Raw genomic sequence first — 23666 nt, 5'->3', positions numbered from 1 at the left:
CGGGTTGACCGGGCGAACGAAGGGAGGCCGAGTCTAAGGCACGCACGCCTCGCTCACTGCAGCGAAGGTGTTGCCGGACGCAATCGCACGGACCCTGGATGGCGCTCCGCATGACCGTCGGGTTCGCGTTCAAGACGCGATCGAAGCGTTGTTTCACGTGAAACACGCTGAGGTGGTTTTCGAAATAGACGGATGAAATGCGTTGGCTGGCGTGGTTGGCACGCCCGTTCTGATCGCTCTTCGCCCTTTCAGGGTGAAGCTGGTCGAGGGGTCACAGCGATGGACAGGTCGCGGCTTCGATGATCGCTGCCGGCCCTCATTCCTGCCTTCTCTCGAAGGGAAAGGGAGCAATACCGAAAAAGATGGAGTGGTACGTGCCTTGGATTACTCCTCTTCCCTCCGGGAAGAGGCTGGGTGAGGGGCCGCCGGCGGTTGACATGCTGCCGCTTTGATGACCGCTGCCAGCCCTCACGCCTGCCCTCTCCCGGAGGGAGAGGGAGTCGTACCGAAAGAGATGGAGTGGTACGTGTCCCCGAATTGCTCCTCTCCCTTCCGGGGAGAGGCTGGGCGAGGGGCCGCCGGCGGTCGACATGCTGCCATTTTGATGACCGCTGCCAGCCCTCACCCCTGCCCTCTCCCGGAGGGAGAGGGAATCGCACCGAAAGAGATGGAGTGGTACGTGTCCCCGAATTGCTCCTCTCCCCTCCGAGGAGAGGCTGGGTGAGGGGCCGTCAGCGGTGGACATGCTGCTGCTTCGATGGCCGCTGTCGGCCCTCACCCCTGCCCTCTCCCGGAGGGAGAGGGAATCGTACCGAAAGAGATGGAGTGGTACGGGTCTCCGAATTGCTCCTCTCCCCTCCGGGGAGAGGCTGGGTGAAGGGCTGCGATGATGGAAAGGTCGCGGTCTCGATGACCGCCCGTGTCCCTCGCTCAGCATTCCTCTCCCGGAGGGAGAGGGAGTCATGAAATCAGTCGCCTTTGGCCCGCGCCCAGACGAGGCAGCGCTCGGCATCCAGGCCCGGCACACGCAGTTGTTCCACGTGAAACACATCGACATCGCCAGGCAGTTGCGCCAGCTCGTCGTCGGGCATCTTGCCCTTCATGGCCATCCAGACGGCACCCGGTGCCAGCAGTTGGCGCGAGCCGTCGTAGAAATCGCCCAGCGACGCGAAGGCGCGGCAGCTGACGATGCCGTAGCCACCCGTCAGCGTCTCGACGCGCGCGTGCAGACCCCGCAGGTTCGGCAAGGCGAGTTCGACCGCCACCTGCTGCACGAACGCCGCTTTCTTGGCCACGGCATCGAGGCACGTGACATGGATGTCGTCGCGCAGGATCGCGATGACGACGCCGGGCAGGCCGGCGCCGGCGCCGACGTCGAGCAGCTGAGACTTCGCGCCGATGCCCTGCCCTGTGATCGCGGGTTTTTTACGCTGCAGCGGCCCGATGACCGACAGGCTGTCCAGCAGATGATGAGTGAGCACCAACGCCGGATCGCGCAAGGCCGTCAGGTTGTAGACCTTGTTCCACTTCAGGATCAGTGCGCCATAGGCCAGCAGCCGCTCGCACTGGCGGTCCGTCAGTTCGATGCCGAGCGTCCGTGCGCCTTCGCGCAACGCGATGTCCTGGCTCATCCGGCCACCACCACTGCCGTCGTCTCGGAGGCGTCGGCAACGCCGGCGAAGGCCCGGTGTCCCCCCTTGCGCAGATGCACCATCAGCAAAGAGATCGCTGCGGGCGTGACGCCCGAGATGCGCGAGGCCAGGCCGAGCGTTTCCGGCCGCTGACGCGCCAGCTTTTGGCGCACCTCGAAGCTCAATGCGGTGACCTGGGCGTAGTCGAAATCGGCCGGCAGGCGCAGGTTCTCGAAATGCGAGGCGCGCTCGACCTCGTCGTGCTGGCGGTCGATGTAGCCCGAGTACTTGGCCGAGATCTCGACCTGCTCGATCTCGGTCGCATTCAACGATGCCTTGGGCGCGTAGCGTCCACCGTCGAGCGACATCAGGGCGTCGTAGCTCACGTCCGGGCGTCGCAGCAGGTCGCCCAGGTTGTATTCGTGCTCGATCGCCTTGCCGAGCACGCGCTCGGATTCAGCCGCCGGCAGGTTGCGTGGGTTCACCCAGGTCGACTTCAGGCGTTGTGTTTCACGTGAAACAGCGTCGCGCTTGCGCGAGAACGCATCCCACCGGGCGTCGTCGACGAGGCCCAGACGGCGCCCCGCCTCGGTCAGGCGCATGTCGGCGTTGTCCTCGCGCAGCTGCAGCCGGAACTCGGCCCGGCTGGTGAACATGCGGTAGGGCTCGGTCACGCCCTTGGTGATGAGGTCGTCGACCAGCACGCCCAGGTAGGCCTCGTCGCGACGCGGCAACCAGGCATCCTCGCCACGGCACTGCAGGGCCGCGTTGATGCCGGCGAACAGGCCTTGCGCCGCGGCTTCCTCGTAGCCGGTGGTGCCGTTGATCTGGCCGGCGAAGAACAGGCCCTGGATGGCGCGGGTCTCGAAGCTGCTCCTGAGCTCGCGCGGATCGAAGTAGTCGTACTCGATGGCATAGCCCGGGCGCAGGATGTGCGCGTTCTCCAGGCCGGCCATGGAACGCACCAGCTGCAGCTGGATGTCGAACGGCAGGCTGGTCGAGATGCCGTTGGGGTAGTACTCGTTGGTCGTCAGACCTTCGGGTTCCAGGAAGATCTGGTGGCTTTCCTTGTCGGCGAAGCGGTTGATCTTGTCCTCGACGCTCGGGCAGTAGCGCGGGCCGACGCCCTCGATCTTGCCGGTGAACATCGGACTGCGGTCGAAGCCGGAACGGATGATCTCGTGGGTGCGGGCGTTGGTGTGGGTGATCCAGCACGGCATCTGCGCCGGGTGCATGGCCGCGTCGCCCATGAAGCTGAACACCGGCATGGCGTTCGTCGCGCCGCCGGGCATGCCGTCGCCGGGCTGCTCGACGCAGCGCGAGAAATCGATGCTGCGGCCGTCGAGCCGGGGCGGCGTGCCGGTCTTCAGGCGCGCCTGCGGCAGCTTGAGTTCCTTCAGCCGCGCCGACAGCGTGACCGCCGGCGGATCGCCCGCGCGACCGGCCTGGTAGTTGTCCAGCCCGACGTGGATGCGCCCGTCGAGGAAGGTGCCGGCGGTGAGCACCACCGTCCGCGCGCGGAAGGCGATGCCGACCTGCGTCACGGCGCCCACCACGCGGTCGCCCTCGATCATCAGGTCGTCGACCGCCTGCTGGAACAGGCTGAGGTTGGGCTGGTTCTCCAGTCGATGGCGGATCGCGGCCTTGTAGAGCACCCGGTCGGCCTGGGCGCGCGTGGCGCGCACGGCGGGTCCCTTGCTGGAATTGAGGATGCGGAACTGGATGCCGGATTCGTCGGTCGCCAATGCCATGGCGCCGCCGAGCGCATCGACCTCGCGCACTAGATGGCCCTTGCCGATGCCGCCGATGGAGGGATTGCAGCTCATCTGCCCCAGCGTCTCGATGTTGTGGGTGAGCAGCAGGGTCTTGGCGCCCATGCGGGCGGACGCCAGGGCCGCCTCGGTGCCGGCATGGCCGCCGCCGACGACGATGACGTCGAATTCTTCGGGATAAAGCATGTGGAGAGGGGGCGCACTATCGCGTGCGCGGCGGTGGAGTCTCCGTGGGAGACGGGGTCGCGATTTTAAGCGGGCGACCCTGGGAGCGTGGCCCGTGGGGCCACCTCCCGCCGCGATCGACCGGTCAGTCGATCGCCTTGCGCACCGCGCCCACGCCCAGCGCAGCGAGCACCAGGAAGATCACGGCCAGCACCAGGAACAGGCCGAACAGCACCTTGGCGATGCCCGCCGCACCGGCGGCGACGCCGCCGAAGCCCAGGGCACCGGCAATCAGGGAAATGACCGCGAAAACGATGGCGTACTTCAACATGGCGACTCCTATGGCGCGGCATCGTGCCGCTGATGGGGTGAGCGTAGAGCAGCGCTCCGGACGCGGCACGTCCGGCCTGCGCGGGCACCCGTAGGACAAAAACGCGATGCCTTGAGGGGCGCCCGATCCGCCCTCCGCCGGCTTGCAGAATGCAGTCGCCGCCCCATCTGCGACCACTCTCGTCCCCCTTCCCCCACTCCCAGGAGTTCAACGAATGAAGCTGTATTTCTCGCCGGGCGCCTGCTCGCTGTCGCCGCACATCGTCCTGATCGAAGCCGGCATCGCCTTCGAACCCGTGCTCGCCAGCACCAAAAGCCACCAGCTCGCCGACGGCACGGACTACTACGCCATCAACCCCCTGGGCTACGTGCCGCTGCTCGAACTCGACGACGGCACCGTCCTGCGCGAGGGCCCGGTGATCGTGCAGTACATCGCCGACCAGGCGCCGCAGAAGAACCTGGCGCCGGCCAACGGCACGCTGCCGCGCTACCGCCTGCAGGAGTGGCTCAACTTCATCGGCACCGAGATCCACAAGGGCTTCAGCCCGATGTTCAATCCGGCCACGCCGGACGAGACCAAGACGCAGTCCCGCGACAAGCTGGCCAAGCGCTACGCCTGGATCGAGCAGCAGCTCACCGGCAAGGAGTTCCTGATGGGCGACACCTTCTCCGTGGCCGACGCCTACCTCTTCACCGTGACCAACTGGGCCAAGCCCACGGGCCTGGACCTCGCTCCCTATCCGCAGGTGCGGGCCTGGCACGCGCGCATCGGCGAGCGCCCGGCGGTCAGGGAAGCGCTGGCCGCGGAAGCCGCCGCGAAGGCCGCGGCGAAGTAATCCTCCTTCTCTCTCTCCCGCGTTTCCCCTTTTCCTTCCAAGAAGAATTTCCGCATGACCTCCCTCTACGAACCGGTCCAGTTCGGCGACCTGCAGCTGGCCAACCGCATCGTCATGGCGCCGCTGACGCGCAACCGCTCGCCCGACGCCGTCCCGCGCGACATCACCGCCACCTACTACGCCCAGCGCGCCACGGCCGGCCTGATCGTCAGCGAAGCCACCGCCATCAGCCACCAAGGCCAGGGCTATTCCGACGTGCCGGGCCTCTACGGCACCGAACAGCTCGACGGCTGGAAGCGCGTGACCGACGCCGTCCACGAAGCCGGCGGCAGGATCGTCGTGCAGCTGTGGCACGTCGGCCGCATCTCGCACACCGACCTGCAGCCCGACGGCGGCGCTCCGGTGGCGCCCTCGGCCATCCGCGCCAAGGCCCAGACCGTGCTCATCAAGGACGGCAAGGCGGAGTTCGTCGACACCTCCGAGCCGCGCGCGCTCGACGCCGGCGAACTCCCCGGCATCGTCCACACCTACGCCGCCGCCGCGCGCAACGCCGTCGAGACCGCCGGCTTCGACGGCGTCGAGATCCACGCCGCCAACGGCTACCTGCTCGACCAGTTCCTGAAGAGTGGCAGCAACCAGCGTACCGACGACTACGGCGGCAGCATCGAGAACCGGGCCCGCCTGACGCTGGAAGTCACGCGCGCCGTGACCGACGCCGTCGGCGGCGGCCGCACCGGCATCCGGCTGTCGCCCGTCACGCCCGCCAACGACGCCGACGACGCCGATCCGCAGCCGCTGTTCACCCACCTCGTCCAGCAGCTCGCCACGCTCAACCTGGCCTACGTCCACGTGATCGAAGGCGCCACCGGCGGCAAGCGCGAACTCGACGACCGCCCGTTCGACTACGACGCCCTGGAAGCCGCCTACCGCACGGCCGGCGGCCGCGGCGCCTGGATGGTCAACAACGGCTACGACAAGGCCCTGGCCGAGCAGGCCGTCGAGGACGGCGCCGACCTGGTCGCCTTCGGCCGCCCGTACATCGCCAACCCCGACCTCGTGCGCCGGCTGCGCGAAGGCGCGCCGCTCAACAAGCCCGACAAGGCGACGATGTACGGCGGCGGCGAGCACGGGTACACCGACTACCCGACCCTGGACTGATCGGTCGGTCGGTCGAGCGGTCGGTCAGTCGGCCGGCTCGGCCCGGTCCCAGGGCGCGAAGCTCAGCTCGACGCGCAGGCCGGTGCTGCCGGGCGTGGTGCCGAAGCTGAGCTGGGCGTCCAGCAGGGTCGCGTAGCGCGCGATGATCGCCAATCCCAGGCCGGCGCCCTGCCCCAGCTTCTGACCGTCCGGGCCCTGCGCCCAGCGTCGCACGAAATCGCGCTGCGCCGCCTTCGGGATGCCGGGGCCGTCGTCGGAGACCGCGAGGGTCGACCCGGCGAGTTCGACCGTGACGGTGCGCCCGCCGTAGCGCAGGGCGTTGTCGATCAGGTTGTCCAGGATGCCCTCGACCAGCGCGGTGTTGGCCTGCATCGTGACCGGCGTGTCGAGGCCGCGCGCGCCCAGGTCCACCCCCTGCGCATCGGCGCGCGCCAGGTGCCGCATCACGGCCTGCTCGGCCAGCAGGTCCAGGCGCACCGGCTCGCGCCGCAGGGTCGCGCGGCCCTCGTCGGCCAGGGCCAGCGCCAGCAGCTGGTCGACCAGGTGGCTCGCGCGCGACTGGCTCTGCGCGATGCGCTCGAGCTGCTCGCGCCAGACGGCCGGCGAGGTCTGCGCGAGGCCGTAGTCGGCCAGCGCGCGGATGCCGGCCAACGGCGTGCGCAGTTCGTGCGCGACGTTGCCGGCGAACTCCCGCTGCGCCCGCACGCTGTGGCCCAGGCGGTCGAGCAGCGAGTTGGCCGCCTCGCCCAGGTGCTCCAGCTCGCGCGAGGTGCGCGCCACCGGCACCGGCGACAGGTCGTTCGCGTCGCGCCGGTCGAGCGCGCGCTGCAGGTCGCGCAGCGGGTGCAGCTCGCGCCCGATGCTGCGCCACAGCCAGGCCGCCAGCAGCGTCAGCACCAGCATCTCGGGCACCAGCGTGTAGAGCAGCAGCCGCTCGACCATGGCGCGCCGCGCGCGCGTGGTCTGGGCGATGACGACGTGGTAGGCGTTGTCGGGCTCGGGGTTCTCCAGCACCACGGCGCGCAGCGCCCGGCCCTGGTAGACGATGTCGGAGAAACGGTAGCGCGCGTTCGCGACCGGCTCGGGCGCCTGCAGGCCGGCGTGGCCGGCGATGAGCGAGCCGTCGGGACGGATGACGGCGAAGAACACCGCCTCGGACTGATCGAACAGCACGCTCGTGATCTCGCGCGGCGTCAGCAGGAACTGCGCGCCCCGCGCACCGCTGGCGCGCACGTTGGCCGAGACCGAGTAGGCGTCGTCGAGCATGGCGCGGTCGAAGGCCTGGCCGGTGAAGTAGTTGGCCACCGTCAGCGACAGCCCCGAGCCCAGCAGCCAGGTCAGCGCCAGCGGCAGCAGCACGCCGCGCAGCACGCGCGCGGTGAGCGAGGGCGCGCGTCGGCGCCCCGACGCCGGTCGCCAGCGCGACCGCACGCCCGGCGCCGCGTCGCCGGCGGCCGCCTTCGCCCGGGCCGCGTCCTCGGTCGCGCTCACCGGCGCACCCCGGGGCGATGCGGAGCGGTCATCGCCCGGGTTCGAGCAGGTAGCCGATGCCGCGCAGCGTGCGGATGCTGGCGCCGCTGCCGGCGAGCTTCTTGCGCAGGCGCGAGATGAAGGCCTCGAGCGCGTTGTCGCCCAGGGCCTCGTCGAAGGTGGAGAGCTTGTCGGACAGGGTCCGCTTGCTCACCGTGCGCCCCGGCGGACTCATCAGCTCCCACAGCACCTCGAACTCGCGCGCCGGCAGTTCGAGCAGGTCGCCGTCGACCGCGAAACGCCGTGCCTTGCGGTCCAGGCTCAGGGTGCCGAGCACGGCGACGTCGTCGGTGCCCAGCGCGCGCCGCACCAGGGCGCGCAGCCGGGCCTCGACCTCGGCGAGGTCGAAGGGCTTGCCCAGGTAGTCGTCGGCGCCGGCGTCGAGGCCGGCGATGCGCTCGTCGGTGCGGTCGCGCGCGGTCAGCACCAGCACCGGCGTGCGGTCGCCCCGCGCGCGGGCGCGGCGCAGCACCGTCAGGCCGCTGCCCGCGACGCTCACGGGGCCGGCGTGGGCGGGCAGCGTGAGGTCGAGCAGCACGGCGTCGAAAGGCTGGATGCGCCAGAGGTGGTCGGCATCCTCCACGTTCGTCGCCACGTCCACGCGGTGACCCGCGTCGCCCAGGCTGCGCAGCATCACGTCGCGCAGCACGGCATCGTCTTCGACCAGCAGGATTCGCACGGAAAGTCTCGGAAGGAATGGGAGAAAGTGCGCCGTCGCGCGGCGGTCAGCCACGAGTCAGCAGGGTGGCGCGATAAACGCGTCATGAGCATACGACGGCAAGCCGCATGGGCGGCATTCTGGATCGCGGGGACGAGCGGCATGGCGCTCGCCCAGCAACCTCCATCCCCCGCGCTGCAGCCCTCTCCGGCGCAGCGATCCCCCTCGTCCCCTTCTCCTTCTGCGCCGCCCCTCACCCCCTCGACCCCGACGATCCCCACGGCGACGCCCATGCCGGCGGCGGTCGCCGCCGCGCTGCCTGCGCCGCTGACGCTCGACGAGGTGCTGCGCGCCGCGCGCGAGAACCCCGACGTGAGCGCCTCGCGTCTGGCGCTGTCGGCCGCGCGCGCCGACATCCTGGCGGCCGACCACGCGCCCTCGCCGGTGCTGACCGCCAAGGCGGCCTCGATCGACCTGCAGAACGGCGTCGGCGCCGGCGGTCTCGGGCGCAAGCGCGTGGACAGCTCGGTGGGCGTCGACTGGACCTGGGAGCGCGGCGGCAAGCGCGCCGCGCGGACCGCCGCCGCCGAACGCGCCGCCGACGCCGCGCGCTTCGACATCGACGACGTGCAGCTCGACCAGCAGCTCGTCGCCGGCAGCGCCTTCTACGACCTGCTCGGCGCGCAGGAGCGCATCGTCGAGATCAACGCCATCGAGCGCAGCGCCTCGCAGCTCGCGGGCACCGCCACGCGCCGCGTGCAGGCCGGCGACCTGCCGGCGCAGGAAGCCGCCCGCACCGAGGTCGAGGCCCAGCGCAGCGCCGTCGACCTGCGCGCGGCCGAGCTCGACCGCGACCGCGCGCAGCTGGTGCTGGCGCAGATCCTCGGTCCCGCCGCCGCGGTGCGCGGGCGCCTCGCCGGCACCGACTGGCCGGTGCTGGGCCTGCTGCCCTACGGCACGGCCGGCGAGGTCGACCTCGACACCCTGATCGAGAACCGCGCCGACATCCGCGCGGCGCGCGCGCGCGTGGCCTCGGCCAGCGCCTCGCTCGACAACGCGCAGGCGCAGCGCGTGGCCGACGTCACCATCGGCGCGTCGCTCGAACGCTACCCGACGACGTCGAACCGCCTGCTGGAGGTGCGCGCCTCGATCCCGCTGCTGTTCAACTACCGCGCCGAGGGCGAAATCGGCCGCGCCCTGGCGGTCTACACGCAGACGCAGGAGAACCTCGATCGCGCGCGCAACATCGCCCGGCTCGAACTCCAGCGCCTGCGCGCCGAGGCCGAGTCGAACGCGCGGCGCCTGCAGGTGTTCCAGCGCGACATCCTCGGCGGCGCCCAGAAACTCGCCGACAACGCCGAACTCGCCTACCGCCGCGGCGCCCTGTCGCTGACCGACCTGCTCGACGCGCGCCGCACGCTGCGCGCCACCCAGCTCGACGCCATCAACGCCCGCGTGGATCACGCCAAGGCCGCCCTCGCCTGGCGCCTGCGCACCCAAACCTCGTCGCCCACACCATGACCACCTCCGTCTTCCCCTCCGCCGGTTTCGCGGCCATCGCCTTCGCCGCCGCGCTGATGCTCGCCGGCTGCGGCGAGCGCGACGCGCCCGTCGTCAACACCGAGCCGCCCGCGCCGATCGTGCAGGGCAACCAGATCCGCTTCGCGCCCGACCATCCGCAGCTCAAGCTGCTGGCCGTGGTGCCCGCCACCGCCGCCAAGAGCGTGAGCGTCGACCTCCCCGGCCGCCTGGTCTGGAACGAGGAGCGCACGCAGCGCGTGTTCGCGCCCTTCGCCGGCCGCGTCACCGACATCAAGGCCGACGTCGGCCAAAGCGTGAAGGCGGGCGACCTGCTCGCCCAGCTGGCCTCGCCGGACTTCGGCATCGCCCAGGCCGACACCGCCAAGGCGCAGGCCGACGCGTCGTTCTCGCGCAAGAACCTGGAGCGCCAGCGCGAGCTGTTCCAGGCCGGGATCATCGCCCGCAAGGACCTGGAGCAGGCCGAGGCCGACTCGGCCCGTTCGCAGGCCGAAGCCTCGCGCGCCGGCGCCCGCACCACGATGTACGGCGGCGGCATGGGCGTGAACCAGCGCTTCGGCATCCGTTCGGGCATCAACGGCGTGGTGGTCGAGCGCAACCTCAACCCCGGCCAGGAGCTGCGCCCCGACCAGTCCGGCCCCGGCACGCAGGCCCTCTTCGTGGTGACCGACCCGACCTCGCTGTGGGTGCAGATCGACGCCAAGGAGAACGACATCGGCAGCCTGCAGAAGGGCGCCACCTTCACCGTGCAGGTGCCGGCCTATCCGGGCGAGAACTTCACCGGCCGCGTCGCGGCGGCGTCCGACTTCATCGACCCGACCACCCGCACCATCAAGATCCGCGGCGTGATCGCCAACGCCGACCGCCGCCTCAAGGGCGAGATGCTGGTGACGGCGCTGGTCGACGAGGCGCTCACGGGCACCGTGGTGCCGGCGCGCGCCGTCACGCTCGACGGCAACAACCAGACCGTCTACGTGCAGACCCAGCCCGGCGTCTTCGAGCCGCGCCGCGTGAAGATCGGCCACACCGGCACGCGCGAGGTGGTCATCTCGAGCGGCCTCGCCGTGGGCGAGCAGGTGGTGGCGGACAACGCCCTGCTGCTGGCGCGCCAGTTCGCCGTGGCGCGCGAGGACGCCCGGCCCGCGACACCGGCCGGGGGCACCGCCCCCGCCGCCGCCCCGGCCGCCAGCGGAACGACCAAGCCATGAAGCGCCTCGTCCAGTACGCCCTGCATCAGCCGCTGTTCATCATCCTGGGCACGCTGCTGTTCGCGATGGCGGGCGTGATCGCGTTCAAGAACCTGTCGGTCGAGGCCTTCCCGGACGTGACCGACACCCAGGTCACGGTGATCTCGCTGTTCCCCGGCCGCGCCGCCGAGGAGGTTGAGAAGCAGGTCACGCTGCCCATCGAGGTGGCGCTCGCTGGCCTGCCCAACTCGATCCGGGTGTTCTCGCACACCCAGTTCGGCCTGTCCTTCACCGTCGTCACGTACGACGACAAGGCCGAGGTCAACCTCGCGCGCCAGCAGGTGGCCGAACGCCTGCGCGGCATCGACCTGCCCGAGGGCGTCGAGGCCGACATCGCGCCCAACGCCACGCCGGTGGGCGAGATCATGCGCTACCGCCTGCGCGGCGACGGCCTGTCCACGACCGAGCTGCGCACGCTGGAGGACTGGACCGTCGAGCGCGGCCTGCGCCAGGTGCCCGGCGTGGCCGACGTGGTGGCCATGGGCGGCGCCATCAAGCAGTACGAGGTCCAGCCCGACCTCGACAAGCTGCGCGCGTACAAGGTCACGTTCCAGAACCTGCTCGACGCGCTGGGCCGCGGCAACTCCAACGCCGGCGGCAGCTACGTGCGCCAGGGCGCGCAGCAGTACACCATCCGCGGCCTGGGCCTGCTGCAGTCGTCCGACGACATCGGCCGCATCGTGGTGGCCGCGCGCAACGGCACCCCGATCCTGATACGCGACATCGCGCAGGTGAGGATCGGCGCCGTACCGCGCCTGGGCGTGGTCGGCCAGGACAACGACGACGACGTCGTCACCGGCATCGTCATCATGAGGAAGGGCGAGAACCCGAGCGTGGTGTTGAAGGGCGTGAAGGACAAGATCGCCGACATGAACGCCCGCGCCCTGCCCCCGGGCGTGCAGATCGTGCCGTTCTACGACCGCACCTGGCTGATGGAGAAGACGCTCTCCACCGTCTTCCGCAACCTGGTCGAGGGCGCGCTGCTGGTGTCGGTGGTGCTCTACGTCTTCCTGTCGAACTTCCGCGCCAGCCTGGCGGTGGTGGTGGTGATCCCGCTGGCGCTGCTGTCGACCTTCATGGGCCTGAAGATCATGGGCGTGCCGGCCAACCTGCTGTCGCTCGGCGCCATGGACTTCGGCATCATCGTGGACGGCGCGGTGATCGTGATCGAGAACATCATGCACCGCCTGGCCGAGAAGAAGGAGACCATGGACCCGCAGGAGCGGCGTTCCGTGATCGTCAAGGCGGTGACGGAGGTGGGCCGCCCGACGCTGTTCTCGATGCTGATCATCATCGCCGCGCACATCCCGATCTTCGCGCTGCAGCGCCACGAGGGCCGCATCTTCCAGCCGATGGCGCTGTCGGTGACCTCGGCGCTGATCGGCTCGCTGATCTTCTCGCTCACGCTGGTGCCGCTGCTGGCCTTCTGGATGCTGCGCAAGAAGCTGCCCCACGGCGACAACCGCGTGGTGCGCGGCGCCAAGCACTTCTACGCGCCGATCCTGGACTGGGCGCTGCGCCGTCGCCGCACGGTGATGATCATCGCCGTGGCCGCCTTCGGCCTGACGACGGTGGTGGCCGCGCGGCTGGGCTCGGAGTTCCTGCCCGAGCTCGACGAGGGCACCACCTGGGTCAACTTCACGCTCTCGCCCAACGTCTCGACGCAGGAGGCCTCGCGCATCCTGCACATGGCGCGCAAGGCCCTGCTGACCGTGCCCGAGGTGCGTACCACCGTCTCCAAGGCCGGCCAGCCCGAGGACGGCACCGACCCCAAGACGATCTCGATGGCCGAGATCTTCGTCGACATCAAGCCCGAGGAGCAATGGCGCAAGGGCATGACGAAGGCCAAGATCACCGAGGAGATGAACCGCGTGCTGTCGGCGATCCCGAGCATCGACCCGGCGTTCTCCCAGCCCATCCGCGACAACGTGCTGGAGTCGATCTCGCAGATCAAGGGCCAGATCGTGATCAAGCTCGCCGGCGACGACCTCGCGCTGATGAAGCAGACCACCGACCAGATCGCCCGCGAGGTCAAGCAGGTGCAGGGCGTGGTGCGCGCGGAGATCGACCGCGACGGCCAGGTGCCCCAGCTGCTGCTGGACATCGACCGCGACCGCGCCTCGCGCTACGGCCTCAACGTCGGCGACATCCAGGACGTGATCGAGGCCGCGCTGGCCGGCAAGGCCGCCACCAGCCTGTGGGAGGGCGAGCGCAAGTTCGCCGTCGCCGTGCGCCTGCCGCCCGACGAGCGCGTCATGGCCAACCTGCGCCGCACCCCGATCGCCACGCCCGACGGCGGCTTCGTGACCCTGGGCGACGTGGTCAACGTGCGCGAGACCACCGGCGCGATGAACATCGCCCGCGAGTCCGGCCGCCGCACCACCGCCATCGGCATCTTCATCTCCGGGCGCGACATGGGCTCGGTGGTGGCCGACATGAAGGCGCGCGTCGAGCAGAACGTCAAGGTGCCCGCGGGCTACCAGGTCAACTGGTCGGGCGAGTTCGAGAACCAGGAGCGCGCCATGAAGCGCCTGGCGGTGGTGGTGCCGATCTCGCTGCTCCTGATCTTCGTGCTGCTGTTCGACGCCTTCAAGTCGCTCAAGATCGCCTCGCTGATCCTGATGAACGTGCCCCTGGCGCTCATCGGCGGCTTCGTGGCGCTGGGCGCCTTCGGCATCCCGCTGTCGGTGTCGGCGGCCATCGGCTTCATCGCGCTGTCGGGGCAGGCGGTGTTGAACGGGGTGGTGATGCTGTCGGTGTTCCAGCAGCTGCGCAACGAGGGCCACGACGTGGTCGAGGCGGTGCGCCTGGGCTCGATGCAGCGCCTGCGCACGGTGCTCATGACCGCCATGCTCGCCGCGCTCGGCCTGCTGCCGATGGCGCTCTCGCACGAGATCGGCTCGGAGACCCAGCGGCCGCTGGCCATCGTGGTGATCGGCGGATTGTTCACGGCCACGCTGCTCACGCTGGTGGTGCTGCCGGCGCTGTACGTCTCGTGGTTCGCGCCGCGCGAGGGCGGCAAGCCGTCGCCGTCCAGGCGCCGGACCCGTCCCGCCCCCATCGAACCCGCCGCGCCCGGGCACGAAGCCTGAAGGCCCGTCCATGAGCCACCGCGATGTCATCGACGCGTCGATCCTGCGCCAGGGCGAGCCCCGGCGCATGGCGGCGATCCTGCTGCACGGCCTGTGCAGCACGCCCGACGAACTGCGCTCGGTGGAGACCTCGCTGGGCGACCTGGGCTGCACCGTGCGGCCGATGCGGATCGCCGGCTACTCCTTCGATGCCGCGCTCGACGCGCAACGGGCCACGCGCTGCGAGACCTGGATCGACGCCATCGAGCGCGAGATCGACGCCCTGCGCGCCACGCACGAGCGCGTGATGCTGGTGGGCATCTCCGCCGGCGCCTCGCTCGCGCTGGCCGCGGCGATCCGCTGCGGCGCGCGTGTCGATGCGCTGGTGCTGATGTCGACCACCCTGCGCTTCGACGGCTGGGCCGTGCCGCGCTGGCGCTTCCTGCTGCCGCTGGTGCTCTACACGCCGCTCGGGCGGTTCTGGAAATACCGCGAGCGAGCGCCCTACGGCGTGAAGAACGAGCGCGTGCGCGCCTGGATCGAACGCGAGCTGCGCACGCGCCGCATCTCCAGCGCCGGCAGCTCGGTCATCGGCGTGGCCCACATGCGCGAGCACGACCGGCTGCTGCGCCACGTGCGCGCCAACCTCGCGCGCGTGGTCTGCCCCCACGTGCTGGCGCTGCACGCGCGCCAGGACGAGGTCGCGGGCGTCGGCAACCTCGGCATCCTCGCGCGCGGCCTGGGCTGCGCGGTGTTCCGCTCGGTGGTGCTGGGCAACAGCTTCCACATGATCACCATCGACAACGACCGCCGCCAGGTGGTGCGCGAGACGGTCGAGTTCGCCTCCACCGTCAGCCTCGGCGTCGCGTGAGCCCGGCCGCTCCCTTCCGCCTTCCTTCCGCTTCACCCATCGCCCACTCTCCCTTCCAGGAGGACTTCCGTGAACACCCCCACCTTCAACACCATCGCCGGCATCCTGGAGAAGGATTTCCGCTTGGCGCGCGAGCGCATCGCGTCCGAGCGCACGCTGGTCGAGCTCGGGCTCGATTCGCTCGCGCTGATGGAATTCGTCTTCGCCGTCGAGGACGCGTTCCGCCTGCGCATCCCGGAGGACCGGCTCGATCCGCGCGCCGCCGGCCTGACCCTGGGCCACCTCTGCGAGGTGATCGACGAGATGATGGACGGCGGCCCGGCACGGCAGGTCGGCGCCGCGCGCGCCGCGCTCGCATGAAGGCCGTCCACGCGACGCCGGGCTTCGCGCGGCGGCGCGCGCGGCCGGCCGACCGGGTCGCGCCGTCCGTGTCGGCGCCCCTCCCGCACGCGCCGCGCGTCGCCGTCGCCGGCCTGGGCTTCGTCAGCCCGCTGGGCCGCACGGTCGAGGCGCTCGACGACGCGCTGTTCACCGGCCGCTCGGCGGTCGTCGAACGCGTGCTGGCCATCGGCGCGCTGGAGCCGATGCGGCTGGCCGTCGCGCCCTGCGCCTTCGACAGCGACGGCGCGCGCGGCCACTCGAACCTGCCGCTGGACCGGGGCACCGCCATGGCGGTCGCCGCGGCGCGCGACGCCTGGGCCGGCTCGGGCCTGGACGCCGCCGCCGTGGACGCCGAGCGCCTGGGCGTCTACTGGGGCAGCGGCATGGCCGGCGCCGCCACCTTCGACGCCACCACGCAGGGGCTCTACGGCGAGGGGCGCCGCGTGCGGCCGACCGCCGTCCTCACCACCATGCCCAACGCCGCCGTGGCCGAGCTGGCGCTGATGTTCGGCGCCCGGGGCGCTGCGCTGGGCTACGCCTGCGCCTGCGCCTCGTCGGCCGTGGCCGTCGGCGAGGCGATGCGCGCCATCCGCGGCGGCTGGATCGACGTCGCCATCGTCGGCGGCCACGACGCCATGCTCGTGCCCAGCACGCTGGCGGGCTGGCATTCGATGCGCGTGACCGCGCCCCCGCCGCCCGGCGCGCCGGAGACCGCCTGCCGCCCGTTCTCGGCCGACCGCGCCGGCTTCGCGCTCGGCGAGGGCGCCGTGGCCCTGGTGATCGAATCGGAAGCGCACGCGCGCGGCCGCGGCGCGACGCCGTCGGCCACGCTGTCGGGCTACGCGACCAACTGCGACGGCGTCCACATGACCAACCCCGACGCGGCCGGGCAGGCCCGCGCGATGCGCGCCGCCCTGAAGGACGCCGGGCTGCGCCCCGCCGACATCGGCTACCTCAACGCCCACGGCACGGCCACCGGCGCCGGCGACGCGGCCGAGGCGATGTCGATGCACGAGGTCTTCGGCGCCGCCGTGCCGGTGAGTTCCACCAAGGCGATCCACGGCCACCTGCTCGGCGGCGGCGGCGCGCTCGAACTGGTCGCGGTGCTGCGCGCGCTCGACCGCGGCCTGCTGCCGCCGACCGCGCACCTGGACGCGCCCGATCCGGCCTTCGACGCCCGGCCGCTGGATTTCGTGCGCGGCGCGGCGCGCGCGGCGACCGGCTTGCGCCACGCCATGTCCAGTTCGTTCGCGTTCGGCGGCACCAACGCCGTGCTGATCGCGTCGCGCGCGGATTGAAACCGGTCGAGCCGGCCGTCGCGACGGTCGCGGGCCCGCATCCTCCGTGTCGCCCGACGCGCGGGCGGGGCCGGGTCCGGCGCGCGGAAGCGCGCCACGGCGCGATGCTCGACCGCAACGTCAATTCCCGTCCAGCGGGTCCCAGGAGCACACGATGAGCCAGAAATTCGAAGTCACCGGCATGAGCTGCGGCCATTGCGCCAACGTCGTCCAGGGCGCGGTGCGAACGGTCGATCCCGAAGCCCAGGTCACGGTCGATCTCGAGACCGGCCACGTCGACGTGGTGAGCGGGCAGCCGCGCACCGACATCGCCGCGGCGATCGAGAACGCGGGCTACGCGGTCCGCGCCTGACCCGACAGCCGGGCTCCCCGCGACCGTGGCGCAAGTGCCCGGTCCCCGAACGACCGGCGCAGCCGGTCGCGCGATTTTTTTTCAGGCGCCCCGCACCATCGACAGGATCTGCGACGGGTTGATCGTGCGCGCCTTCTCCTGGATGGCGGGCAGGTAGCGGGTCTGCAGGCCCTGCCCCTCCTTCACCACGCCGGCATAGGCGTCCTTCAGCATCTGCGTCGACAGCGTCCGGCCGCCGGCGTAGTAGCGCTTGGCGACGTGGCCCAGCGCGTAGGTCGTGGCGAAGCTCATGCCCGAGCTCACCGCCTGGTTGCCCACGCCGCGCAGCAGTCCGCCGCCGACCTTGCCCAGCAGGCCGCCGAGCAGCTTGCGCCCGGCCTGCTCCAGGTACTGCGAGGTCAGGCCGACGCCCACCGTGGCGATGAAGTCCTTGATGTGGCCGGTGTCGAGCTCGTAGCCGTGCGCCTTGCCGATCCGGTAGACCAGCTTCATCTGCAGCGGAATGATGGCCATCGTCGACAGCGTCTCGGGCAGCAGTTCGAGCGCGCCGTTGAGGATGGCGGCGTTGAGGATGGCCTGGTCGAGTTCGGCGGCGTCCACGTTGGAGGTCGCGGCGGCGACGCGGCCGCCTGGGACGGAGGCGGAGGCGGCCGTCGTGGCGGCACCGGCGGCGGCGATCGCGGCGGTGGCACCGGCCGCGTCGATCGGCGCCTGGCCCGACGACGGTGTCACGGCGGCGAGTTCGCCGGCCTGGGCCGAGAACCGGTCCGCGTCACCCGCGTCCAGTCCCAGCGCGTCGCGGGCGCCGTCGAGGAAGCGGCGTTCCGGCTCCGACAGCGTGCCGTCGGCATCGCACACGCACACCGCCATCTCGTAGGCGAGTTGTCGCGCGTCGCGGTCCGGCAGGGCCGCGACGACCTCGGGCAGGCCCACGCGCTTCATCAGCACGTTCTGGTAGAGCGACGGCAGGTGGATGCCGTCGGCCTGGGACAGTCCCTCGGCGATGCGCTTGATCTCGGCGCGTTCGCGTTCGTGCTTGTCGTTGTCTGCAAAGGCCGCCAGCAGGGCGAGCGTGACGATGGCCTGGTTTTCCGACGCATTCATGGCAGGGCTCTCTTTCGGGAAAAACGACGCCGCAGGCGTCAAAAAAATTTTTGGAGTTCGGTCGGCGACGGATCTTCCACGTCGCGCGACCGACCCGCGCTTCTCCCCACGATCGTGGGGCAACTCTGTGGATAACACGGGCACTTCCCTGTAGAGGTCAGCCAAGTCCTTGTTTTCAAAGGAGAAACAACGCACTGCCTGAAATTTGAGCAGTGCATGACTTCGAATCGCAGGCTCCTTTCCCAGATTCCGAAGGGACTGTCAAAGGACAACTCTGGGGAGCTTTTCGGCATAACCGGCGACTTGTCCACAGCCCGGCGCCGTCCGCGCAAGTTATCCCTTTTGCAGAAACACGCAAAAGCACGGCTGCGCACAGTCCACGACACGACGCAAGTCGTTGCTGCGAAAGCAGAAAAACGGCATATCCACAGCCGAGCGCGATCCTTATCTACTACTACTAATTTGAATAAGAGATACAAGAGATAAGAGCGCAGCGAAGGCTGCGGCCGAAGAAAAGCCGTCGGGCCCTGCCGGGCCGTTCGGCAAAGGCGATGCGGAAAACGTCGCCAAGCGCGTGGAAGACAGGTGCGCGCTTTGCAGAAATCGGCAAAGGCTCGGCATGGAGGCGCATTTTTCCGACGAGCCCGGGCGCCATTCGGGCGACGATGGCGGCATGACCACGCCCTACACCCCCGAATCACTGAGCCGTGCCGACGTGGACGCCTTGCGCGGCCTCGCGGTGCTGGATTTCGGCACCAACTGGTGCGGCTTCTGCCAAGCGGCGCGACCGCACGTCGATCGAGCTCTGGAGCCGCATGCCGACGTGGCGCACCTGAAGGTCGAGGACGGCAGTGGCCGCCCCCTCGGCCGGTCCTTCCGCGTCAAGCTCTGGCCGACGCTGGTGTTCCTGCGCGACGGTCGGGAGATCGAGCGGCTGGTGCGGCCGCGCGCCAGCACCGAGGTCGCGGAGGCGCTCGCACGCGTGCGAGATGCGGCTCCGGGCCACCCGGGCAGCTGAAACCGCCCGGGACGGCTCCTGGAGGCCTCTCCGGGGCTCCCATCGAGATCCGGAGGGCAATTGTTCGTTCACCGCATCTTTACGCTCCCACACAGCGTCCTTACAGGCGCCTCGCGGAGGCGATACGCACCCGATCCAGACTCTCCTCACCCGATGCAGATCCGCACCGGGAAGGCTCCGGACGCCTCCGGGCATCCAGGCGCCTTCGTCAAAGAGCGTTCAATCAGGAAAGTCATCGCCATGATCACGTCACGCCAACGCCTCCTCGCAGCCGCATTGCTGGCCTCGGCCGCCTTCGCCGCTTCCGCCCAGACACCGCCACCCGCGCCCGCGGCCCCGAACGGCCCCGCGCCGACCAGCATGGAGCAGCGTCATCGTCCGGCCCCGGACGGCAAGTCCTTCGAACGCATGCAGGAGCGGCGCGCCAAGCACCTCGACGAGCTGAAGTCGCAGCTCAAGCTCGACGGTTCGCAGCAGGCCGCCTGGAGCAACTTCGTGGCCGCCACCCAGCCGCCGGCGCGTGGTCCGCGCCCCGACCGCGCCGAGTTCGAGAAGCTGACGACACCCCAGCGGCTGGACCGCATGCAGGAGCGTCAGGCCGAGCACGCCGCCATGTTCGCCCGACGCAACGACGCCACCCGCGCGCTGTACGCGGCGCTCAAGCCGGAGCAGCAGAAGGTCTTCGATGCGCAGACGCTGCGTCGCGGCGGCCATCCGACGCACGAAGGTCATGGCGGCTCCGGACAGCGCCGCATGCCCGACGCGCCTGCGAAGAGCTGAGCCCTCGGAGGCCGGATCCGCACGGCCTCCGGGTCGGGGATCCGGTCTTCCGGACGAAAAGAAAGCCCACGGCATCCGCATGCCGTGGGCTTTTCGTTTCGAGTGCGTTCCGGATCCTGATCGATCGGAGACGCCCAAGAAAAAAGGACCCTTGCGGGTCCCTTTCGACTTACTTGACCGGAGCTGCCGGCGGACGCTGGTTCGCAGGAACCATGGTCTCGGAGTTGCCGGCAGGCAGCGTGGCGTTGGGCGTGCGCACGGCGGCACGCGTCTCGGCCTTCACGCCTTCGCGCGACTTGCCGCTCATGACCTTCGGAGGGCCGTCGGTGGCACCCAGGGTTTCCGAATTGCCGGCCGGCAGCGTGCCGTTGGGCGTGCGCACGGCGGCGCGGGTTTCGGCCTTCACCGCGGGGCGCGATTCGGGCATCGTGCCCGACGGACGCTGCGTCTGCGGCGTGCCGGTGGCCGAATTGCCCGCGGGCAGCGGCTGGGTCATCTGCTGTGCAGACACGGCGCCTGCGACGAACATTCCGGCCACGAACACGGAAGAGAGGAGGGAGGTGGAAAGATTGCGTTTCATGCTGGTTCCTTGGTCTGGACAGTAATTGAAGCCATGGGCCTGGGGCCTGCGACATCCGAGCCCTTTTTCGAGACTCTGGATGTAACTTAGCGAGACGTCGCCGGGGGGGGTGTGAGGCGGCTGCACCGGACGCTGTAGGACGTGGCGGCGCCGCCCGCGAAGACGCACGAGCGTCCTACAGTCGGTGTCGGAGGCGCACCCTAAAACAGCGTCGGACATGCGATTCGAGCGGCATGCCGCACCGCGTCCGGCACACTTTGACCATGTCGTTCGACCTCACGTTCCAGACCATGCCGCCTGATCCGTCCCTGCTGTCCTCCCCGTCTCCGGCTTCGCCGATGCCGTCCGCCGCGGCGGGTGCGCTCCGGGCGCCGACCTCGATCAAGGTGATGACCGTCAACACCCACAAGGGATTCACGGCGCTCAACCGCAAGTTCATCCTGCCGGAACTGCGCGAGGCGGTGCGCACCGTCGGTGCCGACGTGGTGTTCCTGCAGGAAGTCCAGGGCACGCACGACCAGCACGCGCGCAAGCACGACAACTGGCCGGAGGCACCGCACTACGAATTCCTGGCCGACACGATGTGGCCGCAGTTCGCCTACGGCCGCAACGCGGTGTATCCGAAGGGCCATCACGGCAACGCGGTGCTGTCCAAGTTCCCGATCGTGACCCACACCAACCACGACGTCTCCATCGCGGGACCGGAGAAGCGCGGCCTGCTGCACTGCGCGCTGCGCGTGCCGGGCCGGCCGGTCGAGGTGCATGTGATCTGCGCGCACCTGGGCCTGGCCGAGGCGCACCGCCAGCAGCAGCTCGAGCTGCTCTGCCACATCGTGCGCGACGAGGTGCCCGCCGACGCGCCCCTGGTGGTGGCCGGCGACTTCAACGACTGGCGTTGCCACGCGCACGAGATCCTGGCGCAGGGCGCGGGCCTGCGCGAGGTCTTCGTGCATGCCAACGGCAGGGCCGCGCGCACCTTCCCGGCGCGCTTCCCCCTGCTGCAGCTCGACCGCATCTACGTGCGCAACGCCGCCGTGCACGCGCCGGTGGTGCTGCCGCGCCGGCCGTGGTCGCACCTGTCGGACCATGCGCCGCTGGTGGCGGAGATCGAGCTGTGAGCGGCTGGTTCCCGGGCAACCGCGTCGCGCTGCTGGAGAACGGCGAGGAATTCTTTCCGCGCGTCTTCGAGGCCATCCGCGGTGCGCGACGCGAGGCGATCGTCGAGACCTTCATCCTGTTCGAGGACAAGGTCGGCAAGGCGCTGCACGCGGCGCTGCGCGAGGCGGCATTGCGCGGCGTGAAGGTCGACCTGATGATCGACGGCTTCGGTTCGCCGGACCTGTCGCCCGAATTCATCTCGGGGCTGGTTTCCGCCGGCGTCAACGTGCGCGTGTTCGACCCCGGGCAGCGCGTGCTGGGCCACCGTCTCAACGTGTTCCGGCGCATGCACCGCAAGATCGTCGTGATCGACGGCGAACGCGCCTTCGTCGGCGGCATCAACTACTCGGCCGACCACCTGATGGACTACGGGCCGGAGGGCAAGCAGGACTATGCGGTGGAGATCGAGGGCCCGATCGTCCCGGACATCCATCGCTTCGTGCTGCGCGCGATCGCCGTCGGCGGCAAGAGCCCGAGCTGGTTCCGGCGCCGCATGAAGGAAGCGCGCCACGAGACGCATCACGAATCCGTGGGCAGCGCCGAGATCCAGTTCGTCACGCGCGACAACCGCCGCCACACGACCGACATCGAGCGCCACTACCGCGCCGCGCTGCGCACCGCGCGCCACCGGGTGGTGATCGCCAACGCCTACTTCTTCCCCGGCTACCGGCTCATCAAGGCCATGCGGCGCGCCGCGCGTCGTGGCGTCGACGTGCGGCTGATCCTGCAGGGCGAGCCCGACATGCCGATCGTCAAGACCGCCGCGAGCATGCTCTACCACCACCTGCTGCACGCGGGCGTGCGCATCTACGAATACTGCGAGCGGCCGCTGCACGGCAAGGTCGCGGTGATGGACGACCGGTGGAGCACCGTGGGTTCGAGCAACCTCGATCCGCTGAGCCTGTCGCTCAATCTGGAGGCCAACGTGATCGTGCGCGACCGCGAGTTCAACGCCACGCTGTCCGAACGCCTGGACCACCTCATGCAGCACAGCTGCAAGCAGATCGAGGCCGCGGACCTCACCGACTGGAGCGGCTGGCGCCTGGTGCGCAGCTTCTTCATCTTCCACCTGCTGCGCTGGTACCCGGCCTGGATGGCCTGGCTGCCGCGCCACGCGCCCGTGCTCAAGCCGCTGGAGGCGACCACGGCGCGCGACGCCGGTGCCACGCAGACCGACGCGGCCTGAGCCATGAAAGCCGCCTGGCCCTGGATCAAGCGCATCGGCACCTGGGTGTTCTTCGCCCTCGTCGCCTGGCTGATCGTGAAGCAGGCGCGGGGCATCGACTGGGACGACGTGCTCGCCGCCTTCTCGCGCCTGCCGGCCGCCACGCTGTGGATGGCCGGCGGCCTGGCGGCGGCGAGCTACGCGGTCTACAGCACCTACGACCTGCTCGGGCGCCGCGTCACCGGTCACCCGCTGGGCACCGGCACCGTGATGGGCGTGACCTTCGTGAGCTACGCCTTCAACCTCAACCTGGGATCGCTCGTGGGCGGCGTGGCCTCGCGCTACCGGCTGTATTCGCGCCTGGGGCTGGAGACCGAGACCATCACCCGCGTGCTGGGCTTCAGCATGCTGACCAACTGGCTGGGCTACCTGGTCGTCGGCGGCCTCGCCTTCTGCTTCTGGCCGCTGGACCTGCCGCCGGACTGGAAGCTCGACAACGGCGGACTGCGGCTGCTGGGCGCCGCGCTGCTGGCGATCGCCCTCGCCTACGTCGTCGTCTGCGCCGTGGCCAGCGACCGCACCTGGCACGTGCGCGGCCACGCGTTCACGCCGCCCTCGTTGCGCATGGCCGGCCTGCAGCTGGCCATGTCGTGCATCAACTGGGCCCTGATGGCCGGCATCCTGTGGCTGCTGCTGCGGCAGAAGGTGCCCTACCCCGAGGTGCTGGCCGTGCTGCTGGTGGGCGCGGTCGCCGGCGTCATCACGCACGTGCCGGCCGGCCTGGGCGTGCTGGAGGCGGTGTTCGTCGCCCTGCTGGCGCATCGCCTGCCGCAGGGAGAGATCCTGGCGGCGCTGATCGGCTACCGGGCGCTCTACTACATCGCGCCGCTGGCGATCGCGGCGCTGGCGTTCCTGGCGATGGAAATGAGCGCGCGCCGGCTGCGCCAGGCGAACGGCGATGCGCCGGGGTCGCCGCCCGGCGGCGGCAAGGCGGCCGAAGCACGATGACCCACCCGGCGTCG

At 70.3% G+C, this 23666-nt stretch carries 21 protein-coding genes; 14 read left to right on the top strand and 7 right to left on the bottom strand.

Translation table 11 applies throughout. From position 1 onward, the window contains the following. Positions 1-968 precede the first annotated feature (968 nt). From rsmG to ABID77_RS13700, 3 genes are all read right to left on the bottom strand, one after another. A complete protein-coding gene (gene rsmG / locus ABID77_RS13710; RefSeq protein WP_429596627.1) occupies positions 969-1631 on the bottom strand; it encodes a 16S rRNA (guanine(527)-N(7))-methyltransferase RsmG in 663 nt (220 codons plus the stop codon). Beyond that, positions 1628-3589, bottom strand: coding sequence for a tRNA uridine-5-carboxymethylaminomethyl(34) synthesis enzyme MnmG (mnmG, locus tag ABID77_RS13705; protein ID WP_429596624.1), 1962 nt, complete (start codon positions 3587-3589; stop codon positions 1628-1630). Before mnmG ends, rsmG begins: the two co-directional genes overlap by 4 nt. A gap of 124 nt (positions 3590-3713) precedes the next feature. Beyond that, entirely contained in the window at positions 3714-3899 is a 186-nt protein-coding gene (locus ABID77_RS13700; RefSeq protein ID WP_429596621.1) for a DUF1328 family protein, read from the bottom strand. Positions 3900-4113: 214 nt separating this feature from the next. Between ABID77_RS13700 and gstA the strand changes: the two genes are divergently transcribed. Both gstA and ABID77_RS13690 read left to right on the top strand, forming a co-directional pair. After that, the gene (gstA, locus tag ABID77_RS13695; RefSeq protein WP_429596618.1) at positions 4114-4734 is read left to right on the top strand and encodes a glutathione transferase GstA; all 621 of its coding nucleotides are present in this window, start codon (positions 4114-4116) and stop codon (positions 4732-4734) included. Positions 4735-4788: 54 nt separating this feature from the next. Continuing rightward, on the top strand, positions 4789-5892 hold the full coding sequence (locus ABID77_RS13690) for an alkene reductase (RefSeq protein WP_429596616.1): 1104 nt from the start codon (positions 4789-4791) through the stop codon (positions 5890-5892). Between the two features lie 24 nt (positions 5893-5916). Here the strand turns inward: ABID77_RS13690 and ABID77_RS13685 are convergent, their stop codons facing one another. Both ABID77_RS13685 and ABID77_RS13680 read right to left on the bottom strand, forming a co-directional pair. Further along, complete coding sequence (locus tag ABID77_RS13685) at positions 5917-7323, bottom strand: sensor histidine kinase (protein WP_429597320.1); 1407 nt, start codon at positions 7321-7323, stop codon at positions 5917-5919. An 88-nt stretch (positions 7324-7411) separates the two neighbouring features. Beyond that, a complete protein-coding gene (locus ABID77_RS13680; protein ID WP_429596613.1) occupies positions 7412-8101 on the bottom strand; it encodes a response regulator transcription factor in 690 nt (229 codons plus the stop codon). A gap of 270 nt (positions 8102-8371) precedes the next feature. Between ABID77_RS13680 and ABID77_RS13675 the strand changes: the two genes are divergently transcribed. The 7 genes from ABID77_RS13675 to ABID77_RS13645 all read left to right on the top strand — a co-directional run bounded on the left by ABID77_RS13675 (position 8372) and on the right by ABID77_RS13645 (position 16839). Then, entirely contained in the window at positions 8372-9601 is a 1230-nt protein-coding gene (locus tag ABID77_RS13675; protein WP_429596610.1) for a TolC family protein, read from the top strand. Further along, entirely contained in the window at positions 9598-10827 is a 1230-nt protein-coding gene (locus tag ABID77_RS13670) for an efflux RND transporter periplasmic adaptor subunit (RefSeq protein WP_429596607.1), read from the top strand. Before ABID77_RS13675 ends, ABID77_RS13670 begins: the two co-directional genes overlap by 4 nt. Next, the gene (locus ABID77_RS13665) at positions 10824-13958 is read left to right on the top strand and encodes an efflux RND transporter permease subunit (protein WP_429596604.1); all 3135 of its coding nucleotides are present in this window, start codon (positions 10824-10826) and stop codon (positions 13956-13958) included. The genes ABID77_RS13670 and ABID77_RS13665 overlap by 4 nt, the downstream gene beginning before the upstream one ends. 10 nt (positions 13959-13968) lie before the next feature. After that, positions 13969-14808 (top strand): alpha/beta hydrolase, encoded by an 840-nt coding sequence (locus ABID77_RS13660; RefSeq protein ID WP_429596601.1) that lies wholly within the window; start codon positions 13969-13971, stop codon positions 14806-14808. A gap of 69 nt (positions 14809-14877) precedes the next feature. Next, positions 14878-15168, top strand: coding sequence for a phosphopantetheine-binding protein (locus tag ABID77_RS13655; protein ID WP_429596598.1), 291 nt, complete (start codon positions 14878-14880; stop codon positions 15166-15168). Continuing rightward, positions 15165-16487, top strand: a complete 1323-nt coding sequence (locus ABID77_RS13650; RefSeq protein WP_429596595.1) for a beta-ketoacyl-[acyl-carrier-protein] synthase family protein — start codon at positions 15165-15167, stop codon at positions 16485-16487. Before ABID77_RS13655 ends, ABID77_RS13650 begins: the two co-directional genes overlap by 4 nt. A 154-nt stretch (positions 16488-16641) precedes the next feature. After that, positions 16642-16839, top strand: coding sequence for a heavy-metal-associated domain-containing protein (locus ABID77_RS13645; RefSeq protein WP_429596592.1), 198 nt, complete (start codon positions 16642-16644; stop codon positions 16837-16839). Positions 16840-16920: 81 nt separating this feature from the next. Here ABID77_RS13645 and ABID77_RS13640 read toward each other — a convergent pair whose 3' ends face one another. After that, a complete protein-coding gene (locus ABID77_RS13640; protein ID WP_429596589.1) occupies positions 16921-17943 on the bottom strand; it encodes a YcjF family protein in 1023 nt (340 codons plus the stop codon). A 673-nt stretch (positions 17944-18616) separates the two neighbouring features. Here ABID77_RS13640 and ABID77_RS13635 point away from each other — a divergent pair. After that, positions 18617-18961 (top strand): thioredoxin family protein, encoded by a 345-nt coding sequence (locus tag ABID77_RS13635; protein ID WP_429596586.1) that lies wholly within the window; start codon positions 18617-18619, stop codon positions 18959-18961. Between the two features lie 240 nt (positions 18962-19201). After that, complete coding sequence (locus tag ABID77_RS13630) at positions 19202-19741, top strand: Spy/CpxP family protein refolding chaperone (protein ID WP_429596583.1); 540 nt, start codon at positions 19202-19204, stop codon at positions 19739-19741. Positions 19742-19910: 169 nt separating this feature from the next. Here the strand turns inward: ABID77_RS13630 and ABID77_RS13625 are convergent, their stop codons facing one another. Beyond that, positions 19911-20321, bottom strand: coding sequence for a hypothetical protein (locus tag ABID77_RS13625; RefSeq protein ID WP_429596580.1), 411 nt, complete (start codon positions 20319-20321; stop codon positions 19911-19913). 338 nt (positions 20322-20659) lie between these two features. On the opposite strand from ABID77_RS13625, the gene ABID77_RS13620 reads away from it, so the two are divergent. The 3 genes from ABID77_RS13620 to ABID77_RS13610 are packed head-to-tail and all read left to right on the top strand — an operon-like array spanning position 20660 to position 23652. Next, positions 20660-21439, top strand: coding sequence for an endonuclease/exonuclease/phosphatase family protein (locus tag ABID77_RS13620; RefSeq protein ID WP_429597317.1), 780 nt, complete (start codon positions 20660-20662; stop codon positions 21437-21439). Beyond that, entirely contained in the window at positions 21436-22665 is a 1230-nt protein-coding gene (gene clsB / locus ABID77_RS13615) for a cardiolipin synthase ClsB (RefSeq protein ID WP_429596577.1), read from the top strand. The genes ABID77_RS13620 and clsB overlap by 4 nt, the downstream gene beginning before the upstream one ends. 3 nt (positions 22666-22668) lie before the next feature. Then, on the top strand, positions 22669-23652 hold the full coding sequence (locus tag ABID77_RS13610; RefSeq protein ID WP_429596574.1) for a lysylphosphatidylglycerol synthase domain-containing protein: 984 nt from the start codon (positions 22669-22671) through the stop codon (positions 23650-23652). Positions 23653-23666: the final 14 nt, after the last annotated feature.

Origin of the sequence: Variovorax sp. PvP013 (genome assembly GCF_050435945.1) — a bacterium.
GTDB lineage: Bacteria > Pseudomonadota > Gammaproteobacteria > Burkholderiales > Burkholderiaceae_C > Variovorax.
Note: the sequence above shows the minus strand (reverse complement) of the source record. Positions and strands in the feature narration are given on the sequence as shown.